This is a genomic window from Weeksella virosa DSM 16922 (genome assembly GCF_000189415.1).
Taxonomy (GTDB): Bacteria; Bacteroidota; Bacteroidia; order Flavobacteriales; family Weeksellaceae; genus Weeksella; species Weeksella virosa.
Window position 1 is genome coordinate 135,761 of record NC_015144.1, and the last position, 20,077, is coordinate 155,837.

Annotated in this window: 20 protein-coding genes and 1 pseudogene; 4 read left to right on the forward strand and 17 right to left on the reverse strand. The window is 34.1% G+C overall.

The genetic code is table 11. The features are described from left to right. Positions 1-9: 9 nt before the first annotated feature. A complete protein-coding gene (locus tag WEEVI_RS00705) occupies positions 10-354 on the reverse strand; it encodes a hypothetical protein (protein ID WP_041942007.1) in 345 nt (114 codons plus the stop codon). Positions 355-440: 86 nt separating this feature from the next. Continuing rightward, a complete protein-coding gene (locus WEEVI_RS00710) occupies positions 441-653 on the reverse strand; it encodes a hypothetical protein (protein WP_013597260.1) in 213 nt (70 codons plus the stop codon). Positions 654-748: 95 nt separating this feature from the next. Here WEEVI_RS00710 and WEEVI_RS00715 point away from each other — a divergent pair, with 95 nt between their 5' ends. Then, a complete protein-coding gene (locus WEEVI_RS00715; RefSeq protein ID WP_013597261.1) occupies positions 749-1,174 on the forward strand; it encodes a hypothetical protein in 426 nt (141 codons plus the stop codon). Between the two features lie 718 nt (positions 1,175-1,892). On the opposite strand, the gene WEEVI_RS00720 is transcribed toward WEEVI_RS00715, so the two are convergent. Genes WEEVI_RS00720 through WEEVI_RS11560 form a run of 3 tightly spaced genes read right to left on the reverse strand, consistent with a single transcriptional unit; the run spans position 1,893 to position 2,527 of the window. Then, the gene (locus WEEVI_RS00720) at positions 1,893-2,183 is read right to left on the reverse strand and encodes a helix-turn-helix domain-containing protein (protein WP_013597262.1); all 291 of its coding nucleotides are present in this window, start codon (positions 2,181-2,183) and stop codon (positions 1,893-1,895) included. Then, positions 2,183-2,350 (reverse strand): type II toxin-antitoxin system RelE/ParE family toxin, encoded by a 168-nt coding sequence (locus WEEVI_RS11555; RefSeq protein WP_311316202.1) that lies wholly within the window; start codon positions 2,348-2,350, stop codon positions 2,183-2,185. The genes WEEVI_RS00720 and WEEVI_RS11555 overlap by 1 nt, the downstream gene beginning before the upstream one ends. A 9-nt stretch (positions 2,351-2,359) precedes the next feature. Continuing rightward, positions 2,360-2,527 (reverse strand): hypothetical protein, encoded by a 168-nt coding sequence (locus WEEVI_RS11560; protein ID WP_311316199.1) that lies wholly within the window; start codon positions 2,525-2,527, stop codon positions 2,360-2,362. Between the two features lie 431 nt (positions 2,528-2,958). On the opposite strand from WEEVI_RS11560, the pseudogene WEEVI_RS11675 reads away from it, so the two are divergent. Beyond that, positions 2,959-4,485 (forward strand): annotated as a pseudogene (locus WEEVI_RS11675) (transposase). Positions 4,486-4,594: 109 nt separating this feature from the next. Here the strand turns inward: WEEVI_RS11675 and WEEVI_RS00735 are convergent. From WEEVI_RS00735 to WEEVI_RS00800, 12 genes are all read right to left on the reverse strand, one after another. Further along, positions 4,595-5,608 carry an OmpA family protein gene (locus tag WEEVI_RS00735; protein WP_013597263.1) on the reverse strand — a complete coding sequence of 338 codons (1,014 nt, stop codon included), beginning with the start codon at positions 5,606-5,608 and terminating at the stop codon, positions 4,595-4,597. A 590-nt stretch (positions 5,609-6,198) separates the two neighbouring features. Next, entirely contained in the window at positions 6,199-6,993 is a 795-nt protein-coding gene (locus WEEVI_RS00745) for a cation efflux transmembrane domain-containing protein (RefSeq protein WP_013597265.1), read from the reverse strand. Positions 6,994-6,997: 4 nt separating this feature from the next. Continuing rightward, a complete protein-coding gene (locus WEEVI_RS00750; RefSeq protein ID WP_013597266.1) occupies positions 6,998-9,169 on the reverse strand; it encodes a TonB-dependent receptor in 2,172 nt (723 codons plus the stop codon). An 86-nt stretch (positions 9,170-9,255) separates the two neighbouring features. Beyond that, entirely contained in the window at positions 9,256-9,480 is a 225-nt protein-coding gene (locus WEEVI_RS00755) for a hypothetical protein (RefSeq protein WP_232013440.1), read from the reverse strand. A gap of 371 nt (positions 9,481-9,851) precedes the next feature. After that, on the reverse strand, positions 9,852-10,490 hold the full coding sequence (locus WEEVI_RS00760) for an energy-coupling factor transporter transmembrane component T family protein (protein WP_013597268.1): 639 nt from the start codon (positions 10,488-10,490) through the stop codon (positions 9,852-9,854). Positions 10,491-10,664: 174 nt separating this feature from the next. Next, complete coding sequence (locus tag WEEVI_RS00765) at positions 10,665-13,400, reverse strand: class I SAM-dependent DNA methyltransferase (protein WP_013597269.1); 2,736 nt, start codon at positions 13,398-13,400, stop codon at positions 10,665-10,667. 574 nt (positions 13,401-13,974) lie between these two features. Beyond that, entirely contained in the window at positions 13,975-14,325 is a 351-nt protein-coding gene (locus WEEVI_RS00775) for a hypothetical protein (protein WP_013597271.1), read from the reverse strand. 169 nt (positions 14,326-14,494) lie between these two features. After that, the gene (locus tag WEEVI_RS00780; protein ID WP_013597272.1) at positions 14,495-15,223 is read right to left on the reverse strand and encodes a GLPGLI family protein; all 729 of its coding nucleotides are present in this window, start codon (positions 15,221-15,223) and stop codon (positions 14,495-14,497) included. 10 nt (positions 15,224-15,233) lie between these two features. After that, complete coding sequence (locus tag WEEVI_RS10835) at positions 15,234-15,959, reverse strand: GLPGLI family protein (RefSeq protein ID WP_013597273.1); 726 nt, start codon at positions 15,957-15,959, stop codon at positions 15,234-15,236. Between the two features lie 51 nt (positions 15,960-16,010). After that, a complete protein-coding gene (locus WEEVI_RS00790) occupies positions 16,011-16,250 on the reverse strand; it encodes a hypothetical protein (RefSeq protein ID WP_013597274.1) in 240 nt (79 codons plus the stop codon). A gap of 326 nt (positions 16,251-16,576) precedes the next feature. Continuing rightward, positions 16,577-16,966: a RidA family protein gene (locus WEEVI_RS00795; RefSeq protein WP_013597275.1), complete on the reverse strand. Its 390-nt coding sequence runs from the start codon at positions 16,964-16,966 to the stop codon at positions 16,577-16,579. A gap of 5 nt (positions 16,967-16,971) precedes the next feature. Further along, positions 16,972-17,415: a carboxymuconolactone decarboxylase family protein gene (locus WEEVI_RS00800; RefSeq protein WP_013597276.1), complete on the reverse strand. Its 444-nt coding sequence runs from the start codon at positions 17,413-17,415 to the stop codon at positions 16,972-16,974. A 215-nt stretch (positions 17,416-17,630) separates the two neighbouring features. Between WEEVI_RS00800 and WEEVI_RS00805 the strand changes: the two genes are divergently transcribed. Continuing rightward, positions 17,631-18,698 (forward strand): tyrosine-type recombinase/integrase, encoded by a 1,068-nt coding sequence (locus WEEVI_RS00805; protein ID WP_013597277.1) that lies wholly within the window; start codon positions 17,631-17,633, stop codon positions 18,696-18,698. A 167-nt stretch (positions 18,699-18,865) separates the two neighbouring features. Further along, positions 18,866-20,041 carry a Na+/H+ antiporter NhaA gene (nhaA, locus tag WEEVI_RS00810; protein ID WP_041942198.1) on the forward strand — a complete coding sequence of 392 codons (1,176 nt, stop codon included), beginning with the start codon at positions 18,866-18,868 and terminating at the stop codon, positions 20,039-20,041. Positions 20,042-20,077 lie beyond the last annotated feature (36 nt).

The window sequence follows — 20,077 nt, forward strand, 5'->3', positions numbered from 1 at the left end:
AATTTTCAGTTACCATTGGCAGTATAGCTTTTCCAATAAATAATCAGGAGCTTCAGCGGAATTATTTATTTTTAGAGAAGATTGCATCGACTTATGACCTTCAAATCTCTCAAGATTATTGTGTGTTGGGTTACAATGAACTATTTCAGGAAAATTTTGAAGGATTAACTGTTTCACTTTCGAGGCAGGTAAAGAAATATCGTAGTGTTCACAATCTTCTAAAAATTTTAGAAGCCTCATGTTCTTTTTTTCAGGAAGATGTTTATCACATCGATTATTTTGTGGAGATAATCGAAAATTGATTTCTATTACTATACCATTAGCCGTTTCTCTTGTTTTTAGTGATTTATTCATAATTATTTATTTTTCTTGATTTACACTTGTTACGATTTCTGCAAGCCATTGATCAATGGCTTGCATTTGAGTTGTGGTTACATTCATTACAATTGATTTTTAAATTGTTCTTTTTTCACCTCCAGTGCATTTTCCAATGCGCGGTAATCTTTTTTTATTTTATCTGGTATCACCCCCTCTCTTCGCCCAGCCACACACTGGCGTACATAGTAGTCAGACAAACCGTATTTCGCTACAAGCGTTTCAATTACTTGACGGTTATATCTTTTGATTTCGGTTTTTTTTGTTTCTTTGCTCATTGCTTTATTTGTTTCACTATCTGAAAGCAAGCATACAAACAAGTTTATGTAATTGAAAATATTTTATAAACATTTTTATATAATATTCGTAAGAAATGGATTTACCAATTGAAAATCAAAGAATTAAAGAAATAATTAATTTTTATTGCAAAGGCAATATCAATCAATTCAGTAAAGAGATAGGAATCAGTCAACCGCGTATTAATAGATTATTTAGCATTGATAATAGGAACGGAAAATACCCTCTTACATCATTTGAGATAACACAAGCTATTATAAACAAGTTTATAGATGTCAATCCCGAATGGCTCCTTACCGGTAGGGGAGATATGTTGAAGGACCCACAGATGGACCAATCAGGTGACCAGGTAACGGATCCAAAAGATGAAGAGATTATCGAACTACAGAAATTCAAGATCAAAAAACTCGAAGAAGAAATCAATGCATTAAAAAGAAAGCTTGCAGAACTATCGGATTATCATCCAATGGCTGCTGAACCAAACCCAAAACTAAAGAAATGATCATTCTGTACACCGTTCCGATACGTATTTTCTATACAACCAATACACTATGCTGACTTTCAACACATTAAAGTTAATTATAATCTGCATCATTAGGGATTACACCCCTATTAATATTGCTTTTCACCCCGTCAATCAGTCAGTTTTATGTATCATACCTATTTCATTGACTCATATTTTTACATATAAGTGAATTTCGATCTGAATTTTGAACTGAATTTCGATCTATATATTACCGCACTCACCCATATCACAGGTCGCTAACTAAAAAGCATAAAAAAACAGCCATTTAAAAGCTGTTTTAAAGGCTGTTTTATCTTCGTTATCATACACCAATAGTGGTTTTCTGGTATATATGAACCATTAATGGTATCTGTGGCTATTTAAAGCGTTTTAAATGGTAACTTATAAAGTAGTTGCGCAGTACAAAAATGGTAGATAATGTACATTTTGTTTTATATTCAAAAAAAGGCTTTTTTGTATTCAAACCCTCTGTTTATAAGGGTTTAAAAGGCTTTTTTATATTATATCATTATGTACATTTTGTTTTATCCCCCTTAATTTATGAAAAAAGGAATTGAAAAACATGAATTCCTTAAAAAATAAAATAAACAAATACATTCATAAATATAAATGGTTGTTGCGACTAAAAAAGGAGAAACTTTCAATTTCTCCCTTAAACCGCCATATTGCCAAACTGATATTATGGGCAGTGCATTTATATTTCGATTGATATTTTTACTTTTCCGCCTAAACCTTTTTCTACTATATCGTACAAAGTTTTAAGAGTTAAGTTACTTCCGTTATTTTCAACTCTTGAAATATATTCACGTTTTTTGTCTATCAATTCTGCAAGTTCAGACTGAGTTAGTTGTTTTTCTTCTCGTGCTTTTTTTAGGAGCAAACCAATTTTAAAAGATTCAAAATCTCTTTCAAGTTCGTCACGTCTTTCGGTTCCAACTTTTCCGTAAACGTCGTCTTTTATATTTTTCCAACTTTTAGTTTCCATTACTTTTGATTTTTTTGTTCATAATATTCAGCCATTATTTTCAAGGCTTTTTCTATTTGATTTTTAGGTGTCTTTTGTGTTTTCTTTTGAAACCCATTCATTAAAACGACCAACTTTTCACCGTCAAAAAAGCAAAAAACTCTCCAGATATTAGAACCTAATTGAATTCTTGCTTCCTACAAACCTTCAGTTCCTGTCAAATGTTTTAAATAATTTGAGGGAACACGCTCAAGAGTTTCGATAGCTTCAATGATTTTAAAGATTTTGTCTTGAACTTTAATTGGTTGTTCAGAAAGAAAATCTTCAAAATAATTTTTAAATGCTATAACTTCTCTTACTTTCATGAAAACAAAGGTAATTTAAAAGTTACATTTAGGCAAGTTTTTTTAACGGAAGTTTTCTTTATGGATTGCCGCTAACGGTTCTCGGCTTTGCGAAGTGGCGGATTAGAAAGACTAAACTTTCAACCTTGCACTAAGCTAAGCAACAGCCTTTTATTATCTTCTAAATTTATGAAAAAAGGAATTGAAAATCATGAATTCCTTAAAAAATAAAATAAACAAATACATTCATTAATATAAAAGGCTGTTGCGACTAAATGTGCAGAAACTTTCAACTTAGCCGTAAACCCGCTCTTTTGCAAAACCCTTGTGCTTGTTGCACAACTCAAATATATATAAATAGTTGCACAAAAAACAGATATTTTGTAAATTTATATATGCAAGGAAAGTAAAATTTTACTCCCCAGTTATTTGTTTCGGTTAATCTGTTGGACATGGTTCCATCTGATAATTTTTACAGAAAATTATTGACCGAACTCGATTTACATTTTATTTACAAAGCCACCCAAAAATATTATGGCAATGAAGGTCAACAGAGTATTGATCCTGTTGTGTTTTTCAAGATTTTGTTGGTGGGTTATTTGAATAACATCAACTCGGATAGGCAACTGATTGCTTTTTGTAGCGACAGTTTGTCGATACGATTATTTTTAGGTTATGATGTTCATGAGCAACTTCCATGGCACAGCACTATAAGTCGCACTCGGAGTTTATATGGTGAAGAAGTATTTTTGAGTTTGTTTAAAGAAGTGTTGAGAATGTGTGTTAGCAAGGGAATGGTTCGAGGCAAACGTCAAGCTGTGGACAGTGTTTTTATCAAAGCCAATGCTTCTATGGACAGTTTGGTAGAGAAAGAAGTGTTGGAAGATGCCAGTGCTTTTGTAAATGAATTAGAAGAAAACAGCGAATTTAAAACCACCAGTACCCGAAAGAAGTTGGTAGAACAACATCACACTTGGAAAAAAGAAGCTTATAAAGGAATGCCAGGTAACAGCAATAGCGAAAAAACCGATGAAAACGGCAATTTAATCCGACCGAAATACCTTTCTAATCACACCCATTATTCGCCTACCGATTCCGATGCAAGAGTAAGTGTAAAACCGGGCAAAGCCCGTCATGTAATCACAGGAGCTTGTTCTGATTTTGCAGACAAACGTGACAGCCAGTGTCTGGAAAATATTGTTGAATTAACCCACAAGAAAACCTCAATGAAAACGGCATCGAATTAGAAGAACTATTGGCCGATGGAGGTTACAGCAGTGGCGAAGCTTTAGCGTATTTACACGATAAAAAAATTGATGCCTAATTACTCACTATTTTTAATTTTTTATATTGGTGTTCGTGAATGCTTCGCATTTCCCAACTTCGGCCAGTACAAACCCGAGCGAGAAGGTTTTGTTTTCAATAAAGAAGAGAATTATTACCAATGCACCAAACCAAAAGGCAATCGAGCCAAACTCCTTTTCAAGGGCGAAAAAAGGGATAGTAAAGGCTACATCAAACGAACGTACCGAAGTAGCGAAACAGATTGCAAAAACTGTCCACTAAGAGAACAATGCTGTGGCAAAAGCACCAAGTTCAAAAAATTAGACGACAGCATCCACAAAGAACATTACGACCGCATGCACCAAAAACTCACCCAAAACGAGAAATATGCCAAGAAAATGGTAAAAGTGCGAAGTAAAACAGTAGAACCCGTGATAGGAACGTTGGTCAACTTTACCAACATGAAGCGAGTCAACACACGAGGCATCCAAAACGCAAACAAACACGTGCTCATGGCAAGTTTAACCTACAACTTGAAAAAATACTTGCGTTTTATTGTAAAAAAACCAAGTGTTTTAGCCCAAGTTCTACCCCTAAAAGAAGAAAAGCACTTTGCTTTTTTAAAAGCCACACTTATAGGCTTCAAAAACTCGCTTTTAAGCTATTTAAATTTTAGCGTTTTGAACTACAACTAAAAAACTAACCTCCTTACAATCGCTTATAAAGAGGTTAGTTTTTTATGTTTTTAAAAATTATTTGGAAAAATTGAGGGTTGTGCAACGGTTACCCTTGTTATGTGCTGTGTTATTTATTTTTTATTAATTCAACTCTTCTATTTTGTGATTTTCCTTCTTCTGTATTATTGTCGGCAATAGGGTTATTTTGTCCAAAACCTTCTGATGAGAGTCTGTTTACATCAATACCACTTTTGATCAATTCTTTTTTTACTGTTTCTGCCCTTTGTTTAGAAAGGTCTAGATTATGTTTTTCATCACCTGTATTATCCGTATATCCATTAATGGAAATTTTTAGCATTTTGTCTGTGTTAAGGGCTTTTGTGATTTCAGCAACTGCTTCTTTACCATCAGCTTTTAGAGTAGCTTTATCGGTATCGAAATTGATGTGAAGAACCGCTTTGCCTTTGTCATTTAAATCTTTTTGTATTTGATCTGCTTTCAGCATTGAAATGGTTTGTTTAAATCCTTCCTTCTGCAAAATATTGATTTTTCCGACACCCGATGTAGCCGACAATTGAATGTAAACATCGCCTCCATCTGCTCTGCGAATAACATATGTTTTGATGCTCTCTCCGGCATAGCCAATTGAACCATCTTCTCCTAAATAAGTAGCTTGGGGGTGGTATTTCTCATATTCCTCGTTAGTGATAGTACCATCAAATATTTTCACGCCACCAATAGCTTTTATAGCTTCGTCGTAACTCTTCTCAAAAAAAGCAACCGACCAATCGTTGCTCTGATTCGATTTTGTCCAAACCCCTGTCTTCCAAACTTTTCCTTCAAGAGGTGTCATCACACCATCAATAGCAAAATATAGCTTATCAAATTTTCTTTCTATGGGTTTATTAAGTGCAACTAACCCTTCAGGAAAACTAAAAAAAGGAAAGTCGCCTAAATCTTTATCAGAAACAGGAATTGAATTTATATCGAATTTACCTGTACTATTGGGTTGTTCGTTTGTTGGTGTTTCAGATCTTACGGTGTCCTGATTGTCGGCTTTCTGAGTTTCGCCTCCGTTATTACACGAAAAGCTAATGATAGCTATCCCAATAATTGCAAATTTTTTCGCTGAATTTTTCATATTGTAAATATAGTTTTTTGGTGGTTGATGTAAAACATAGCACATAACGGGAAACGGCTTTGCGAAGGCGGGGCTTTTACACCTAAAATTTCTATTAAAACTGCACCAAGCAAAAACCATTTTCGTTTTTTCAAAATTACAAAAAAATAAAAAACGAAATGGTTTTTTGCGACTAATAATGACTAAACTTTCAACGCAAGAGAAATTCAGCCCCGCTTTTGGCAATACCTTGTGCTTGTTGCACAACTCAAATATATATAAATAGTTGCACAAAAAACAGATATTTTGTAAATTTATATATGCAAGGAAAGAAAAATTTTACTCCCCAGTTATTTGTTTCGGTTAATCTGTTGGATTTGGTTCCAGAGGATAATTTTTACAGAAAATTGTTAATGGAACTCGATTTTATAAAAATGGCATTAATAGACTTCAAAAGCTCGTTTTTAAGCACCCCAATTTTACGCATTTTGACCGTTAACTAAAAAACAAACCTCTCTAAAATTGCTTCTAAAGAGGTTTTTTAATATTTATTTTCTAAAAAAGGAGTTTTGCAACAGTTACCGATGTTACCTGCTGGCGTTCTTTCGGTTTCATTTCGCCAATTTCAATATCCTATACGCTCCTCTTGCCACAACTACAAATACAATAGCTCCGATAATCAAATCGGGATAGCTCGAGTTTAACCATTTGACCAAAATTCCTGCAACGATAACCCCCGAATTGATTATAACATCGTTTGACGTGAAAATCATCGAAGCCTGCATATGGGCTTCTTTACTCTTGTTCTTTTGCAATAGGTAAAGACAAAGTACGTTTGCTATCAATGCCAAAACAGAAACAATAATCATTGTTTTGAAATCGGGCATCGCTTCTATTCCGATAAAACGTCTGATAACTTCAACAAAACCGATAACGGCTAACAGGATTTGAAAGTAACCTGCAAATTTGGCGATATTGTTTTTTCTTGCAATCGTACCCCCAACAGCAAACAAAGCCAATGCGTAAACGATGCTATCGGCAAGCATATCCAAGCTATCCGCTACCAATCCCATTGAGTTGGAAAAAATACCGAACAACATTTCCAATCCAAAGAAAACGAAATTGATAATCAATACCGTCCATAGTAGTTTCCGTTGGCTATTGCTTGTATCTGTTTCAACAACTGCATTAGTTTCTTCGGTTGAAATCAGCGTTGTATTTAGGTTCAAGGTTTCCAAAGCTGAAAAAATCGGCTCTGGGTTTCCACTATGGTAAACATTTAGTTTTCTATTGGGAATATCAAATTCCAATGACTTTACCGTATCAAAGTTTTGCAGTTTCATACGGATTAATTGCTCCTCACTTGGGCAATCCATTTTTGTTATATTAAATATGGTTTTATTCATCTTCTTAAAGTCTAAATTTTATTCCTCCGTTAATTACAAATCCGTCTAATGGTGCATAGATGTCTTTAAAAACAGGGTTGGTTATTGTACCTGTATAAATGTTGTCGAAACGTGTCTGTCTTGTATCAAAGAAATTTTCAAAGTTGATGTACAAAGAAAACCGTTCCCAAATTTTTTCAGCCATAAAGCCACATATAACATAGTCTTTTCCTGTTGTTCCGTCATTGAGCTTTTGCGGACTAAAATAATAGGCTTCCAAACCGATTTTCCATTTATCCTCTATTTCATACATAAGTACAGAGTTAATGCGGTGTTTTGGTGTTAGTGGATTTTCGGTATTTGTTCCGTTTTCAATCAATCGGGTATCGGTAAAAGTGTAGCCCAAAAACAATTTAAAATCATCATAACCGATTTTGATATTTGTTTCTGTTCCTTTGGTATGAATGTAGCCCGATGAATTGATGAACTGATAAAGATTAGCAGATGGATTTTGAAGCAACAAAGGATTATCCAGATAAGTATAAAAAAACAATTGGTTTATGCTGAATGTCCAATCATCGCCTATATTAGTACGGTAGTTGATGTCTGCATTTGCTCCGTAGCTCCTTTCTAATTTATTGGTTTTATCGTTAATAGGCATTACGTTTTGATATTGTATGCGTTCGCTTTCTTCGGTAAAAATGGTTGGTGTTTTGTAGCCAAATCCGCCCCCGACACGTGAAGTCAATCCATTTGCAATCTTAAACAATGCCGATACTCTTGGCAAAAAAACAGCTCCATAATCAATCACATAATCCGTCCTTAAACCTGCTTCCAATTGAAGCCAATCGGTAGCCTTAAAAGAATTTTGAACGAAAGCCCCGAATGTGGTATGAGTATAATCCCTCAACGGAAATGCAGTAATCTGTTTTTCTTTAAAATTATCAGTCCAAATATTAACGCCTGTTACCCATTCCGATTTTTCTTTGCTGTGCGTATAGCTTGCTTCCGTAAAAGTAGCGGTCTGCGTTCCCTCAAATTCGTAATTCGGAATAGCCGTATTGCGGTTAAAATAACTTACGCTGTTCTTTATCTGTACAAAACTGTTTTCGTTTACCGTATGGTCAAAAACAAATTGGGTAGAATAGCGTTGTGTTTTGTTTTCTTCAAAATATTGGTGTGTGTTATCGCCTTTGCCTTTGATGTAAAGCATATCGCCACCCAAACGGTTTTCAATGGTGGTGTTAATGCCGAAGTTCATTTTTGTTTTATCATTGAAGTAAACAAATAATTTAGGGTTCAGTACGTACCTTTCAAATTGGGGAATGGCAGAAAGCTCGATTTGTGCAGGATCGTAAGCTCCGTTGCGATTATGCGAAGCAAATATTGTCGTTCCGATTTTCTTAAACTTCTGTCCGTAAAAACCATTGATGTCTAAACCCCTGCCCGATGTTCCGTTTAAATGAAAACGCAAATCCCTTTCTTCCGTTGGTGTCTTGGAAATCAGGTTGACCAAACCTGCTATTGCTCCGCCACCATACAGCGTGGAAGTTGAACCTTTAATAACTTCAACCTGCTTTAAGTCAAGCGGTGGAATTTGCAACAAACCCAATCCGCTCGAAGCACCCGAATAAATAGGAAAACCGTCTTTTAAAATTTGCGTATATCGTCCGTCAAGCCCCTGAATACGAATACTTGCATTGGCACTTGTGGGCGATGTGGTTTGTACGTGGATGCCTGTGCTTTCTGCCAAAAGCATACGAATATCCCCTGCTTTCATATTGCCTTTTTCGTCTAACTCCTCACTTCCTATAAACTCAATACGTGTGGGGATATTTTGGATAGTTCTTGTACTTCTTGTTGATGAAATAACGATTTCTTCCAAATCTACCGATTGTTCATAAAGTAGGATTTCAATCGGAGCTGTATCTTCTAACGGAAAATTAAAGCTGTCGGTACGTTGGGCAAAACCAATATAACTAAATTGAATTTCTTGCAAACCGTTTGCAATACCTGTTAATATAATATGTCCGTTTTCATCGGAAATTGTGGCGATTGTAGTGCCTGTTACCTGTGCGGTTACGCCCATTAAAGGCTCTTTTTTTTCGCTGTCTTTAATTACAGCTTTGAACGTATTTTGTGCATATACACAAAGGTTGAGTGTCATAAAAAATGACACAAAGAGTATTTTTTTCATTGAAAAATAATGCTTAATATTTAATAAATAAGTAATAACGGTGGAAAGCACCGTAACAAATCAGTTTGGGCGGAAAGCACCATATATTAAGCCAATTGTGGAGGATGCCAAATAGAATAAGGAAAGTCTGAAATAGGCGGTGTTGGCATTGTGCCTAATTTTCTTTGGGGTTCTTTTACTGAATGTTTAATCGAAAAATGAAAGTTGGTTAAAACAAATCCCGTACAGGTGTTGCAGTTAAAAAAAGGCGAACAGCAACTGCAATCTTCGTCTTGTTCGTTTTGTCCTTGCTCGGTGGTATGTTCCTGCATACATTTATCCTCAATAAAAGACGGTACGGCTGATAACAGCAATACATAAACGGCTAATATTAAAGATATAAATTTCATTTTACAAAGTTAGGTAAAAATTGTTTCGTTATTTTTTGATTTTCCCGAAATGTCGTTTTTTAGCACGAACGTTGTTTTACGCTTGCAGGTAACGGGCCGCGGCTTGGCGAAGTGCGGGTTTGAATTGAGCGAAAGTTCAATTCAGACCGAAACGTAGCCAAAGCTGTGAGCCTTTTGGTAAATTTAATAAAAAAACAAAAGCAAACAGCTTTTGGCGGATAAAAAGGCAAGAAGTTCAATTTGGCACTTAACCCCGCATTTTGCCAAACTGCTTGTTGTGTGCAGTACTACTTTCAATGTTGTGTTCCGTACTTTTGAGGTTTTCCCTGAGATAACTGCAATCTATCATAAGTTGCTTTTTCTAACCATTCAGCATTTTGGATTTTGTTATCCGAATTTGCAACCTGTTTGGCTAAATTATGTGCTATTTCAAAATCTTCTTTTGTTTTTCCGTGATGTAAAATCATCGCTAAATTAAATTTATCTTGATTATTGAGTTGCTCTTTACCGTTTGTATAATCAAGATAAATATTTTTTGCTTTTTCTAACCTTAAATTATCTCTTTCAATTACTTCTTTCTTGTTTTCAGGTATTAAATATGTTTTTAATAATTTTCTGTCAGATTGGTCAGATTTATAGATTTGTTGTATTTCTTGCGAAAGTGTAGCATCTTCTCCGAGTGAAACTTTTTCATAAGGAATGAACAGATTAATTATTATTCCAAATATAAATATCAAAGAATAGGTTACGGTGAATTTTAATAGTCTTTTAATTTGCTTTCCTTTAATAAGTTTTATAATTAGTATGAGTGAAAATAAAGTTATAAGAATTAATAATGCAATTGCAAATATAAATCCACTAAAATTCACAAACAATGCAAGAAGTAAAGTTAACACTATGACACTTAAAAATAAAAATCTCTGTTTCTTCATTTTCTTTTTTTATTAGGTTTTTTTGGCGTATTGCACACAACGGTCACGGCTATGCGTAGTGCGGGATTTCAAGGCACTTACCTTTCAATTTAGTACTTAGTTTATTTAATCTAATCACTTTCATTTCAGCGCTTTAGCCCGCATTACGTATAGCCATTGTTGGCGTGTCGTGCTTTATTTCTTTTTAGTTTTCTTTTCCTTTTTCAATAATGGCATTGTGTATTCGTTATACAAGTCAAATAGAAATTCAATCCGAGCCGTTTCGTTATTAAATGCTTGTGGTCTGTAACACAAATCAACTGCTTTGTCCAATTCTTGATGTGCTTTTACTAATTTAGGTGGCATTGTTAAAGGGTCATACAAATCTGCAAGACTACTTTCAAGAAACTCTGCTCTTACATCCAAAACCTTCTGCGCTTTGGTTTCAACTGCTTTTTTGTTCTTATCACTTGGCTCTTTTGGCCAAGGATAGTTGTTATAAACAATTTCATTGCTGTACCTGTAATCGCTTTTTATTCGACCACATACATAATTCACCCATGTCATATGCATATCTGATTGTAAAACCCCAAACTCAAAAAGAGTAGCTTGGTCAATCGCTGAGCAAGTGTTATTTGGTATATGATTATTGTCAAAAAAGCCCATTGGAATATACTTTCTATTCATAGAAGAGTTTAAAGGCACAAGGACAAAATCATTTTCTGGTTGCCTTATTTCTCCAAACAAACTTGGGAACGCTGCAAGTTTTTGTGTAGCTGCTCTTGAACTTTTTAGTCTAAGTTGCTTTACATTTTCAACTCTTTTATGAACTTCTTTTAACTGTTTTAGCAATTTAGGTGATACACCTTTCAACCAAATGCAGTATTTCTTTTTACCATTTAGAAATTCGTGAGCACTAAGCAAAGGCTTAATGACTTGGCTCGCATTAGGCTCGATACTCAAAAGTTCGTCTTTTTCTTCTGGGCTTAGTAAAAAATTACCCCCATCATTTGGCATACTTCCGAATGAAATTTCAGAAACATTACAGATAGGTTTTCTTCGTTTAAGAACAACCAAGTCAGCCCCTTCAACCAAATAGGGATTTATATTTTTTACAGCAATTTCTAAAGGTTCCCCTTTAATGTCGTCATAAGTCCAAATGGATTTCTTTTTTGTATCAAAATTTGCAAAACCTATTATGATAACATGAACAGCAGCTTTTCCTCTTGCTTCATTTGACCAATTAAAAGTTCTATGTGCAAAGTGGATTTTTATACCATAATTATTAAAAAGTTCATTCCATAAAAGTCCTGTCTGCTCTCCTTGTGCAATAGAGTTGGTTGAAACGAAACCAACTTTTATTTCTGTGCCATTGATTAATTTTGATGCCTTTAAATACCAAGCGGTTACATAGTCCAATACACCTGCTCCTTTTACACCATTGAAAACAAGTGCCATATCTTCTTTTTGCTCTTTGCTTTGGTATTGTTTTCCATAAAAAGGTGGATTACCAAGAATGTACGATAGTTCAGATTTTGGTACTATATCTGTCCATATTGTTCTTAGGGCGTTTCCATGCACAATAGTAGCAGACTTTTTTAATGGTAAACGAGCGTAGTACATTCCGAATGCTTCTGAAATACGCAAGTTCATTTGGTGGTCCATTAGCCACAATGCAACTTCTGCAATACGAGCAGGAAACTCATCATATTCAATGCCATAGAATTGGTCAACATCAACGAGCATTATTTGGTCGATTCCAATAACTTGTTGGCCACCATACAACTCTTTAAGGATTTCCAATTCTAAAAGTCGTAATTCACGGTAGGTTATGATTAAGAAGTTACCACAACCACAAGCTGGGTCAAGAAATTTTAAACTTCCGAGTTTTTGGTGAAATTCTTTGAGCTTGTTTTTGTTGCTTTTAACCTTTTTAAATTCTGCTTGCAGTTCGTCAAGAAAAAGTGGTTTTATCAGTTTAAGAATATTCTTTTCAGAGGTGTAGTGCGCTCCAAGGTTTCTGCGTTCTTCGGGATTCATTACACTTTGGAACATACTACCGAAAATCGCAGGCGAAATTTTACCCCAATCCAATGAGCTACATTCTAAAAGAATTTCACGCATTCTTGAATTGAATGAAGCAATTGGTAAAGGCTCTTCAAAGAGTTTTCCGTTTACATATGGAAATGCAGCTAAATGTTCATCAAGGTTTTTGAGTCGTTTGTCAGTAGGTGTATTTAAGACTTGAAAATATTGAGCCAACCAAGCTCCAAGGTCGCTGCCGTCTTCGTTGGTTTTTACTTCTATAAACTCTTTGAAGGTATCTTTTTCAAAAATTCCGGTGTCGTCCGCAAACAAGCAAAAAAGTAACCTTACCAAGAAAACTTCTAAAGGATGTCCTTCATAACCACTTTCTTCTAATTGGTCGTGAAGCTTTCCCATTAGTTCGGCTGCTTTGATATTTACAGGGTCTTCATCCTTGAAAGTACGTTTTTGATAACCTGCAATAAATCCAAAAAGCTTAATGTTTTTGTGGAAGTCTTTTATTCCAAACTCATATTCCTTTTTGTCGTCAAGATCATACAGTTTGAAGTTTTCAAAGTCAGAAACCAAAACATATTTTGGCAATTCATGCTCTTTGATTCCATGAAAGTAGTCAGTCGCTTGTTCAAAAGCTGCATCAAGATTTTTCCCTTTCGATTTGTGTTCTACAAGTAGAGTACCTTTCCAAAAAAGGTCAATAAAACCTTGTTTGTTGTTCAACTTCTTAACTGGTTCTTCAAAGGTGGCAAGTCGCCTTCTGGAAATACCGAACACATTAAAAAAGTCATTCCAAAACGTGTCTTTTTCAGCACGTTCTCTGCTTTCACCTTCCCATTCTTTTGTGAATTTTAAGGCTCGGTCTTTTATTTCATTCCAACTTAATGCCATTATTTAGTTTCGTTTTTTCTGCATGCACGCCAACGTTTTGGGTATTGCCGAAGGCGGGGAAATCGAAGCGAAAAGTTTCGATTTTGCACCGAGGCTAGCCAAAACGAATTTTTATGAGTTAAATTTAAAAATAAAAAACGAATAAAATTCGTTTTTGGCGGGTAGGGAGTACAAACTTTGAAATTAGCACTTCAGCCCCGCTTTTGGCAATACCTTGTTACCAGCAGTTTTTGTCTTATGTTAATGATAATAAATGTCAAATATGTTATTATGAAAATTGTCAAAGGAATTTGAAATGCTAAATAGTTAAATTTTTCCAATGGAACTTGAACTAATCGACTTGCAATTGGTGATAACATTAATACGAAGCTAATAATCGTTATTGATGTCTCGTTTTTCCATTTTGTCAAGTTTAGTATGATTCCAATAATTCCTAAAATTGCAAAAAGTTGGTCAATATTACCAAAGTCAAATAAGGTGAAGAATAACCAACAAATAAAAGGGAGACCAATCATTTGTCCTGCTAGAATTATTAACAGGTAAGAAATTATTGAAGTTGTTCTAATTGCATTTTTCATCCTTGATGTACTTTAATTTTGCTCACAACATTGTTTTCATTAAAAATAACTGTTAGTGTGCCTTTATTTATTCCTTTCCCAGAGTAACCAAGATAATAGTAAAATTCATTTTTCGTTTCGTTGTCTGGTTTTCCAAGTAGAGCAATTATTTCATTTTTTGTTTTTCCTTCAAGTTTGTAATTATTACGCAAATCATTCATCATACTCCATCTTAAATTCCAATTTTCTTCGAGATTTAAGTTTGAGTTTTGCCATTTCTCTGAGTCAAATTTTTCGTGAGATATTTGTCCGCAAGAACTTAAAAGAAGTCCAATTAGTAAAATATAAATTTGAATTTTCGATTTCATTTCTGTCTGCGGTGTGTTTGGTAAAATTGCTGGTAACGTTTCGGGTATTTATGAAGGACGGGAGTCATAGCAAATACTTACGTAAACATACAAAAACTATCGAATTAGACAAAAGCAAAAAGACGAGCAATTAAGCCCGTCTTTAATAAATACCTTGTTAGCTGACGTTTTAATCAGAAGTGTCTACTCCACCGTTATTCATTTCCATCATGTTCTTTAACGCTTTTTTATATAATTTTTGATATTCTTCATATGTAATGGATTTTGTGAAATTAATTTTTTTAAATTCTTTGTTTGTATTTTTTATTTCTACAAGATTGTAATATGTGATATCTTTTAAATTATTTCCATATTTTTTTTCGATTTGAATTTCGAAAATTAATCCGGGTAAACCTCCATATAAGCTTGGCCCAAAGGGACAAGTCATTTCTTCACTATAATATGCCGTAACAATTATATTGTCTTCTAAATTCTCATATATTGCTTTTTTTAATATATAGGTTTTAAATTTTTTCTCATCGTCAGATATTAGTTTCCAATTAAATTTTGGTATGGAGTCTTCAATGAAATAATTTTTTCCTAATGATGATTTTCTTTCATACATTTTATTTTGTTCTAGGTTCACAAAGATAATACCTGAAGAAGCCATTGTAAAGAAATCTCCTTCTTCTTGGCGGTTGTTTATCTTGGGGATATATTCAAATTGTGACATTTTGGAGTCGTACAATAATTCAAATTCTGCCGGTATTGAATGATATTCTTTTCCTTTTTCATCAATATGAGTAGAAGTTACTAAATATAATGCACTAAATTTATCATTATCTAAATTTTCTCCAACTTGAGAAAATGTTAAAGATGACGGTAAAATAAATGTCATAATCAAAATTATATATTTCATAATATGATATTTAATTGTTTAGATCATACATTTCAATTACATTGGGTGTGTAAATTGTTGCATTATTGCAACATTCTTTGTAATCAAAGTATGCTTTTTTTGCATCGGTGATTATTTGTTCCCAACTTTTTGTGTTTGTTAGCTCAATTGTTGGAGCAATTTTCAAATCATCATTTAATTGATTTATTTTTATTGCCCACAAATGAATTACATCATTTTCCTCTCTTACATCTAATATTAATCCTGGTAAACCATAAAATTTCCATGGTCCATCTTTTATAGGGATTGATTCTGTGAAATAAGCAAAATAGGTTCTTCCTTTATAATCAAATTTAGCTTCACTGCACTCAAATCCTAGAATGATTTTCCTATTACCAGTTAACGTATATTTCACATCTATGATAGGTTCTTTTATTGTTATTTTTTTTTGAAATAATACATCCGAATATGAAAATATATTTTTTTCTTTAAAATTTTTATAAACTTGATTTTGAACAGAATCTATTTCACCTATAATATTTCCGTCCATATCAAAATCAATTGTGTTTGGTTTAAAAAAATATTTTGGAATGTTAAATACTGATATTTCATTTTGATGAAGCAATTTGCCTAATAACGTGTCCTTTGGATTTACTTCCGAATATTTATAATTATAATAGTAGTCTATTTGAATTGTCTGAGAATTACATTTAGGTATAAAATAATATGTAATCAATAGTAGATATAGAATTTTCATATATTGTAATTTTATATATTAAAAGTGAGACAAATATTGCCTCACATATAATTATCCTTGTGGTTCAAAAGCCTGTATTGCCATACTTCTAGCACAAGATTGTGCTTCAGGATACGTAGCCGCTTCACAACAAAATAATTGCCCGCCTGCAGAAACACAATATGTTACACTCATATCCTCGTTAATTGTGTAATACTCATACTCATTTACTTTGGTGTTATTTGAGTTTTGATTTGCAACCGCAAAACTACCTATTAATAAAATCGATAATGATAAAAATAAATTTTTCATAAATATATAAATTTAAATTGGCGCCTACACTCTTTTTTAAAGTCGTTTTATTGGCTTCCTCCGACTTTTAGCATTCATTTTTTTAAACTACTTAAATCAAGCATCTTCTTCAAATTTCCTTAGTGTAAATCAAAGTTTCACTAAAGAATTATCCGACAGATCGTTTTTTAAAAATGTCAGCTAACGGTTCGGGGCTTTGCGTTCGGGCGGGATTTTCAGCAGAAAATTCCGAGCGAGCGACAAAGCTCAAATTTACGAAAAAGTGTCGAACGGGAACGTTCGACCCGCCTGACGCAAAACCCTTGTTAGCTGTTCGTTGTTTATATTCATTGTTTCGCTCCCCAAATCTCAACCTCTATTTTTATTTCGGGAAGACCTAACGCTTTTACATAACCAATAGTCATTGAGGGGTAGGTTTGTCCGAATAAAGTTTCCCATTCTGCATACAAAAAATCCCAATCAATTTCTTCCGTAGCCCAAATATTGACTTTTATAACGTCATCAGAAGTCAGGTTTTGACTTTCTAAAATCTGTTTGATGTTTTTAAATGTGTTGTGTACTTGTTCGTTCAGGTTTTCGGGAATATTTCCGTCACTATCTACACCAATCTGTCCCGAAAAAGTGTATAAATCTGAATTTTTCGGAATTATCGTAACGTGTGAATATTTGCCAACAGGTGCAGGAATATTTTCAGGGTTTAAACGAATGATTTTCATAATTTCTATTTTACCGTTTTCTTTGTGCTTATCGCAATTCTATTCCACGCATTTATGGTTACAACTGCCATTATGATTTGTGCAATTTGATTTCCGTCAAAAAGTTTTTCAGCTTGTTTGTAGGTTTTATCGCTTAACCCGTTTTGGCTAATTAGCGTTACTTCTTCTGTAATGGCTAAAATCGCTTTTTCTTCTTCGGCAAATAATTCAGTTTCTTTCCAAGCATTAAGCAAGAAAATCCGTTGTGCTGTTTCGCCTTGTTTCAAAGCGTCTGAAGTGTGCATATTGATACAAAAAGCACAACCGTTAATCTGTGAAGCCCGAATTTTAATCAGCTCCAGATGTGTTTTTGAAAGCCCTGAATTTTGTAGGTAATTTTCCAAGGCAAACATTGCTTTGTATGCGTTCGGTTCAAGTTGTTGAATATCTATTCTGTTTTCTAAATTCATTTTTCGTCTGTCGTTTGATTTTAGCACTGTCGGTTGTACAATGACAGCTAACACTCAAATATACGAAATAACATTTTATATGCATCTTAAATTTTAAAATCACAAAACACTGTATATTAACACTCTATATCAATATTTATTTATAAATTAGTCGTTCTATTTATAATAAATATTTGTTTTGCGTAATTCAATAATATTTAAAATCCGTACTCGCCATGAATCCATTACTCGCCCACTTTTCTTTCGAAATTGCCCAACATAGAAACAAAAACATTATCTGGATTTTCTTTAACTACTCAAAAGAAAATATGGATATTCTACATTTATTTTGTAAACCTCGCTATTCTGTCACCAAAAAGGCTTGGTATATCCCAAATACTAAAGCCAACAGAAGTTTTGTAGGATTACAAGAAAACTATGAGCATATTACAGAAAATATTCACCCGATTCATCATCACGCCTTCAAACAATTTATCAATTACCTCACTCTCAAAAGTTATAGTAATAATACGATTAAAACTTATCGGACAGAGTTTTTATCTTTTCTTAATTTTTTCGATGATGTTGCCGTCGAAAATCTCACTCCAGACCAGTTACAAGCCTACTTTTTGGTTTGTGCAACGCAACATAAACTAAGTGAAGCTACGATAAATAGTAGAATGAATGCCGTGAAATTTTACTATGAAAAGGTATTGAAGTATGAGCGTATGTTTTTTGATATTCCTCGCCCCAAAAAACCTCTTCAATTACCCAAAACATTGAACAGAAAAGAAATTCTTCTTCTATTTTCTGTTACCGACAACCTCAAACATCTGATGATCCTAAAACTTTGTTACGGCATGGGACTTCGGGTGAGTGAATTGGCTAAACTGAAAATTATTGACATCGACAGCCAAACCATGACGGTAAGAATAGAAAGAGGAAAAGGTAAAAAGGACAGATTCGTCACCTTGCCTCAAAGCATTCTAGAAGATCTTCGACTTTATTATGTTACCTATAGACCCTCTTATTTTTTATTCGAAGGCAGAGGCGGAAGCGAAATATCTACTCGGACAATACAAAAAGTTTTTAAAGATGCTATGCACAAGGCTAAAATTCAGAAAAATGTTGGTATTCATAGTCTTCGACACAGTTACGCGACACATTTGTTAGAATTAGGTACAGATATTTCTCATATCCAAAAACTATTGGGACATGAATCTATAAAAACAACCCTGAGTTACACGCACGTAAGCAATCATACTTTACGATCCGTTATTTCTCCATTGGATCAACTATACTAATTTTCTCAGGTTTTCGATAGGATGAAAAACAGCAAGAGTATAAATAAATCATCAAGAAAAGGTTAAATTAAAAAAACAAAAAAAACTTACCGACTTCATCCTAAAAATTCGTATTTTTTTTGTTAGTTTGCATACTAATTTTTTAGAAAAACAACATGAACAATCCAATGAGAATTAATCTAAACGCCTTCAAAAACTTTGTACGATCAAGTAATTTTGGAGGATTTCTCCTCTTTCTTTGTGTCATCCTTTCTTTGCTTCTTGCCAATAGTCCGGTCGCAGATAGTTTACACCATTTTTTTGCAAAGGAAATTGGTTTCGAAAACGCTAATATTCACCTAAGATACGATATTTCTACCTGGATAAATGATGGTTTGATGACTATTTTCTTCCTGATGGTTGGTCTAGAAATCAAAAGAGAAATTGTAGAAGGAGAACTTTCTTCGCCCCGAAAAGCTCTCGTACCTATTATTTGTGCTGTGGGTGGAGCAATTATCCCCGCTTTGTTTTATCTAGGCTTCAATGCCGGGACCGAAACTCAACACGGTTGGGGAATCTCTATGGCAACCGATATTGCTTTTGCTCTTGCCGTAATTTCTCTACTCGATAAACGGGTTCCTAGTAGCCTTAAGATATTTTTAGCCGCTCTAGCCATTGTCGATGATCTTATTGCGATCTTGGTAATTGCCCTATTCTACACAGACGAAATCCATGCCATGAATCTTCTCTATGCAGGTATCGGAATGCTTATACTTATTGCAATGAATCGTTCTAATGTAAAAAACCCTTGGTTATACCTAATTCCAGGTGTTTTTATTTGGTACTTTATTCATCATTCGGGCATCCATGCAACCATTGCAGGAGTTTTGGTTGCAATGACATTACCAACGAATGATACAGAAATAGAATCTCCACTAGAAAAACTAGAACATGCGATTGCAAAACCTGTCAACTTTCTCATCATCCCTTTATTTGCATTTGCAAACACCAATATTACGCTAGAAAAGGAAATGCTGGGTGGTCTTGTCGCTCCTTTGGGTATGGGAATCTCGGTAGGATTACTTTTGGGTAAACCAATCGGTATTCTTCTAGCTTCTTTCATATGTACTAAACTAAAAATAGGGGAATTACCCCAAAATAGTAACTGGTTTCATATCGTTGGTGTAGGTTTTTTAGCAGGTATTGGGTTTACCATGTCTATCTTTATCTCTATTTTATCTTTCAACGACCCCTTGCATATATCAGAAGCAAAACTCTCTGTATTAGCAAGTTCTATGATTGCAGGTATTGTAGGCTATACATTGTTGAGAATGAATAAAAGTGTAAAAACAGAGCAAGCATAAGTTTGTTCTGTTTTCGTAACTTGGTCTAGATGCTGA

What these genes read in the sequence shown, in the direction of transcription:
- WEEVI_RS00790 (WP_013597274.1), bottom strand. Translation starts at nt 16,250, where the DNA reads ATGAAAAATTTATTTTTATCATTATCGATTTTATTAATAGGTAGTTTT.
- WEEVI_RS00800 (WP_013597276.1), bottom strand. Translation starts at nt 17,415, where the DNA reads ATGAATTTAGAAAACAGAATAGATATTCAACAACTTGAACCGAACGCA.
- WEEVI_RS00760 (WP_013597268.1), bottom strand. Translation starts at nt 10,490, where the DNA reads ATGAAGAAACAGAGATTTTTATTTTTAAGTGTCATAGTGTTAACTTTA.
- WEEVI_RS10835 (WP_013597273.1), bottom strand. Translation starts at nt 15,959, where the DNA reads ATGAAAATTCTATATCTACTATTGATTACATATTATTTTATACCTAAA.
- WEEVI_RS00805 (WP_013597277.1), top strand. Translation starts at nt 17,631, where the DNA reads ATGAATCCATTACTCGCCCACTTTTCTTTCGAAATTGCCCAACATAGA.
- WEEVI_RS00720 (WP_013597262.1), bottom strand. Translation starts at nt 2,183, where the DNA reads ATGGAAACTAAAAGTTGGAAAAATATAAAAGACGACGTTTACGGAAAA.
- WEEVI_RS00750 (WP_013597266.1), bottom strand. Translation starts at nt 9,169, where the DNA reads ATGAAAAAAATACTCTTTGTGTCATTTTTTATGACACTCAACCTTTGT.
- WEEVI_RS11560 (WP_311316199.1), bottom strand. Translation starts at nt 2,527, where the DNA reads ATGAAAGTAAGAGAAGTTATAGCATTTAAAAATTATTTTGAAGATTTT.
- nhaA (WP_041942198.1), top strand. Translation starts at nt 18,866, where the DNA reads ATGAGAATTAATCTAAACGCCTTCAAAAACTTTGTACGATCAAGTAAT.
- WEEVI_RS00780 (WP_013597272.1), bottom strand. Translation starts at nt 15,223, where the DNA reads ATGAAATATATAATTTTGATTATGACATTTATTTTACCGTCATCTTTA.
- WEEVI_RS00755 (WP_232013440.1), bottom strand. Translation starts at nt 9,480, where the DNA reads ATGCAGGAACATACCACCGAGCAAGGACAAAACGAACAAGACGAAGAT.
- WEEVI_RS00765 (WP_013597269.1), bottom strand. Translation starts at nt 13,400, where the DNA reads ATGGCATTAAGTTGGAATGAAATAAAAGACCGAGCCTTAAAATTCACA.
- WEEVI_RS00745 (WP_013597265.1), bottom strand. Translation starts at nt 6,993, where the DNA reads ATGAATAAAACCATATTTAATATAACAAAAATGGATTGCCCAAGTGAG.
- WEEVI_RS00735 (WP_013597263.1), bottom strand. Translation starts at nt 5,608, where the DNA reads ATGAAAAATTCAGCGAAAAAATTTGCAATTATTGGGATAGCTATCATT.
- WEEVI_RS00710 (WP_013597260.1), bottom strand. Translation starts at nt 653, where the DNA reads ATGAGCAAAGAAACAAAAAAAACCGAAATCAAAAGATATAACCGTCAA.
- WEEVI_RS00715 (WP_013597261.1), top strand. Translation starts at nt 749, where the DNA reads ATGGATTTACCAATTGAAAATCAAAGAATTAAAGAAATAATTAATTTT.
- WEEVI_RS00775 (WP_013597271.1), bottom strand. Translation starts at nt 14,325, where the DNA reads ATGAAATCGAAAATTCAAATTTATATTTTACTAATTGGACTTCTTTTA.
- WEEVI_RS00795 (WP_013597275.1), bottom strand. Translation starts at nt 16,966, where the DNA reads ATGAAAATCATTCGTTTAAACCCTGAAAATATTCCTGCACCTGTTGGC.
- WEEVI_RS00705 (WP_041942007.1), bottom strand. Translation starts at nt 354, where the DNA reads ATGAATAAATCACTAAAAACAAGAGAAACGGCTAATGGTATAGTAATA.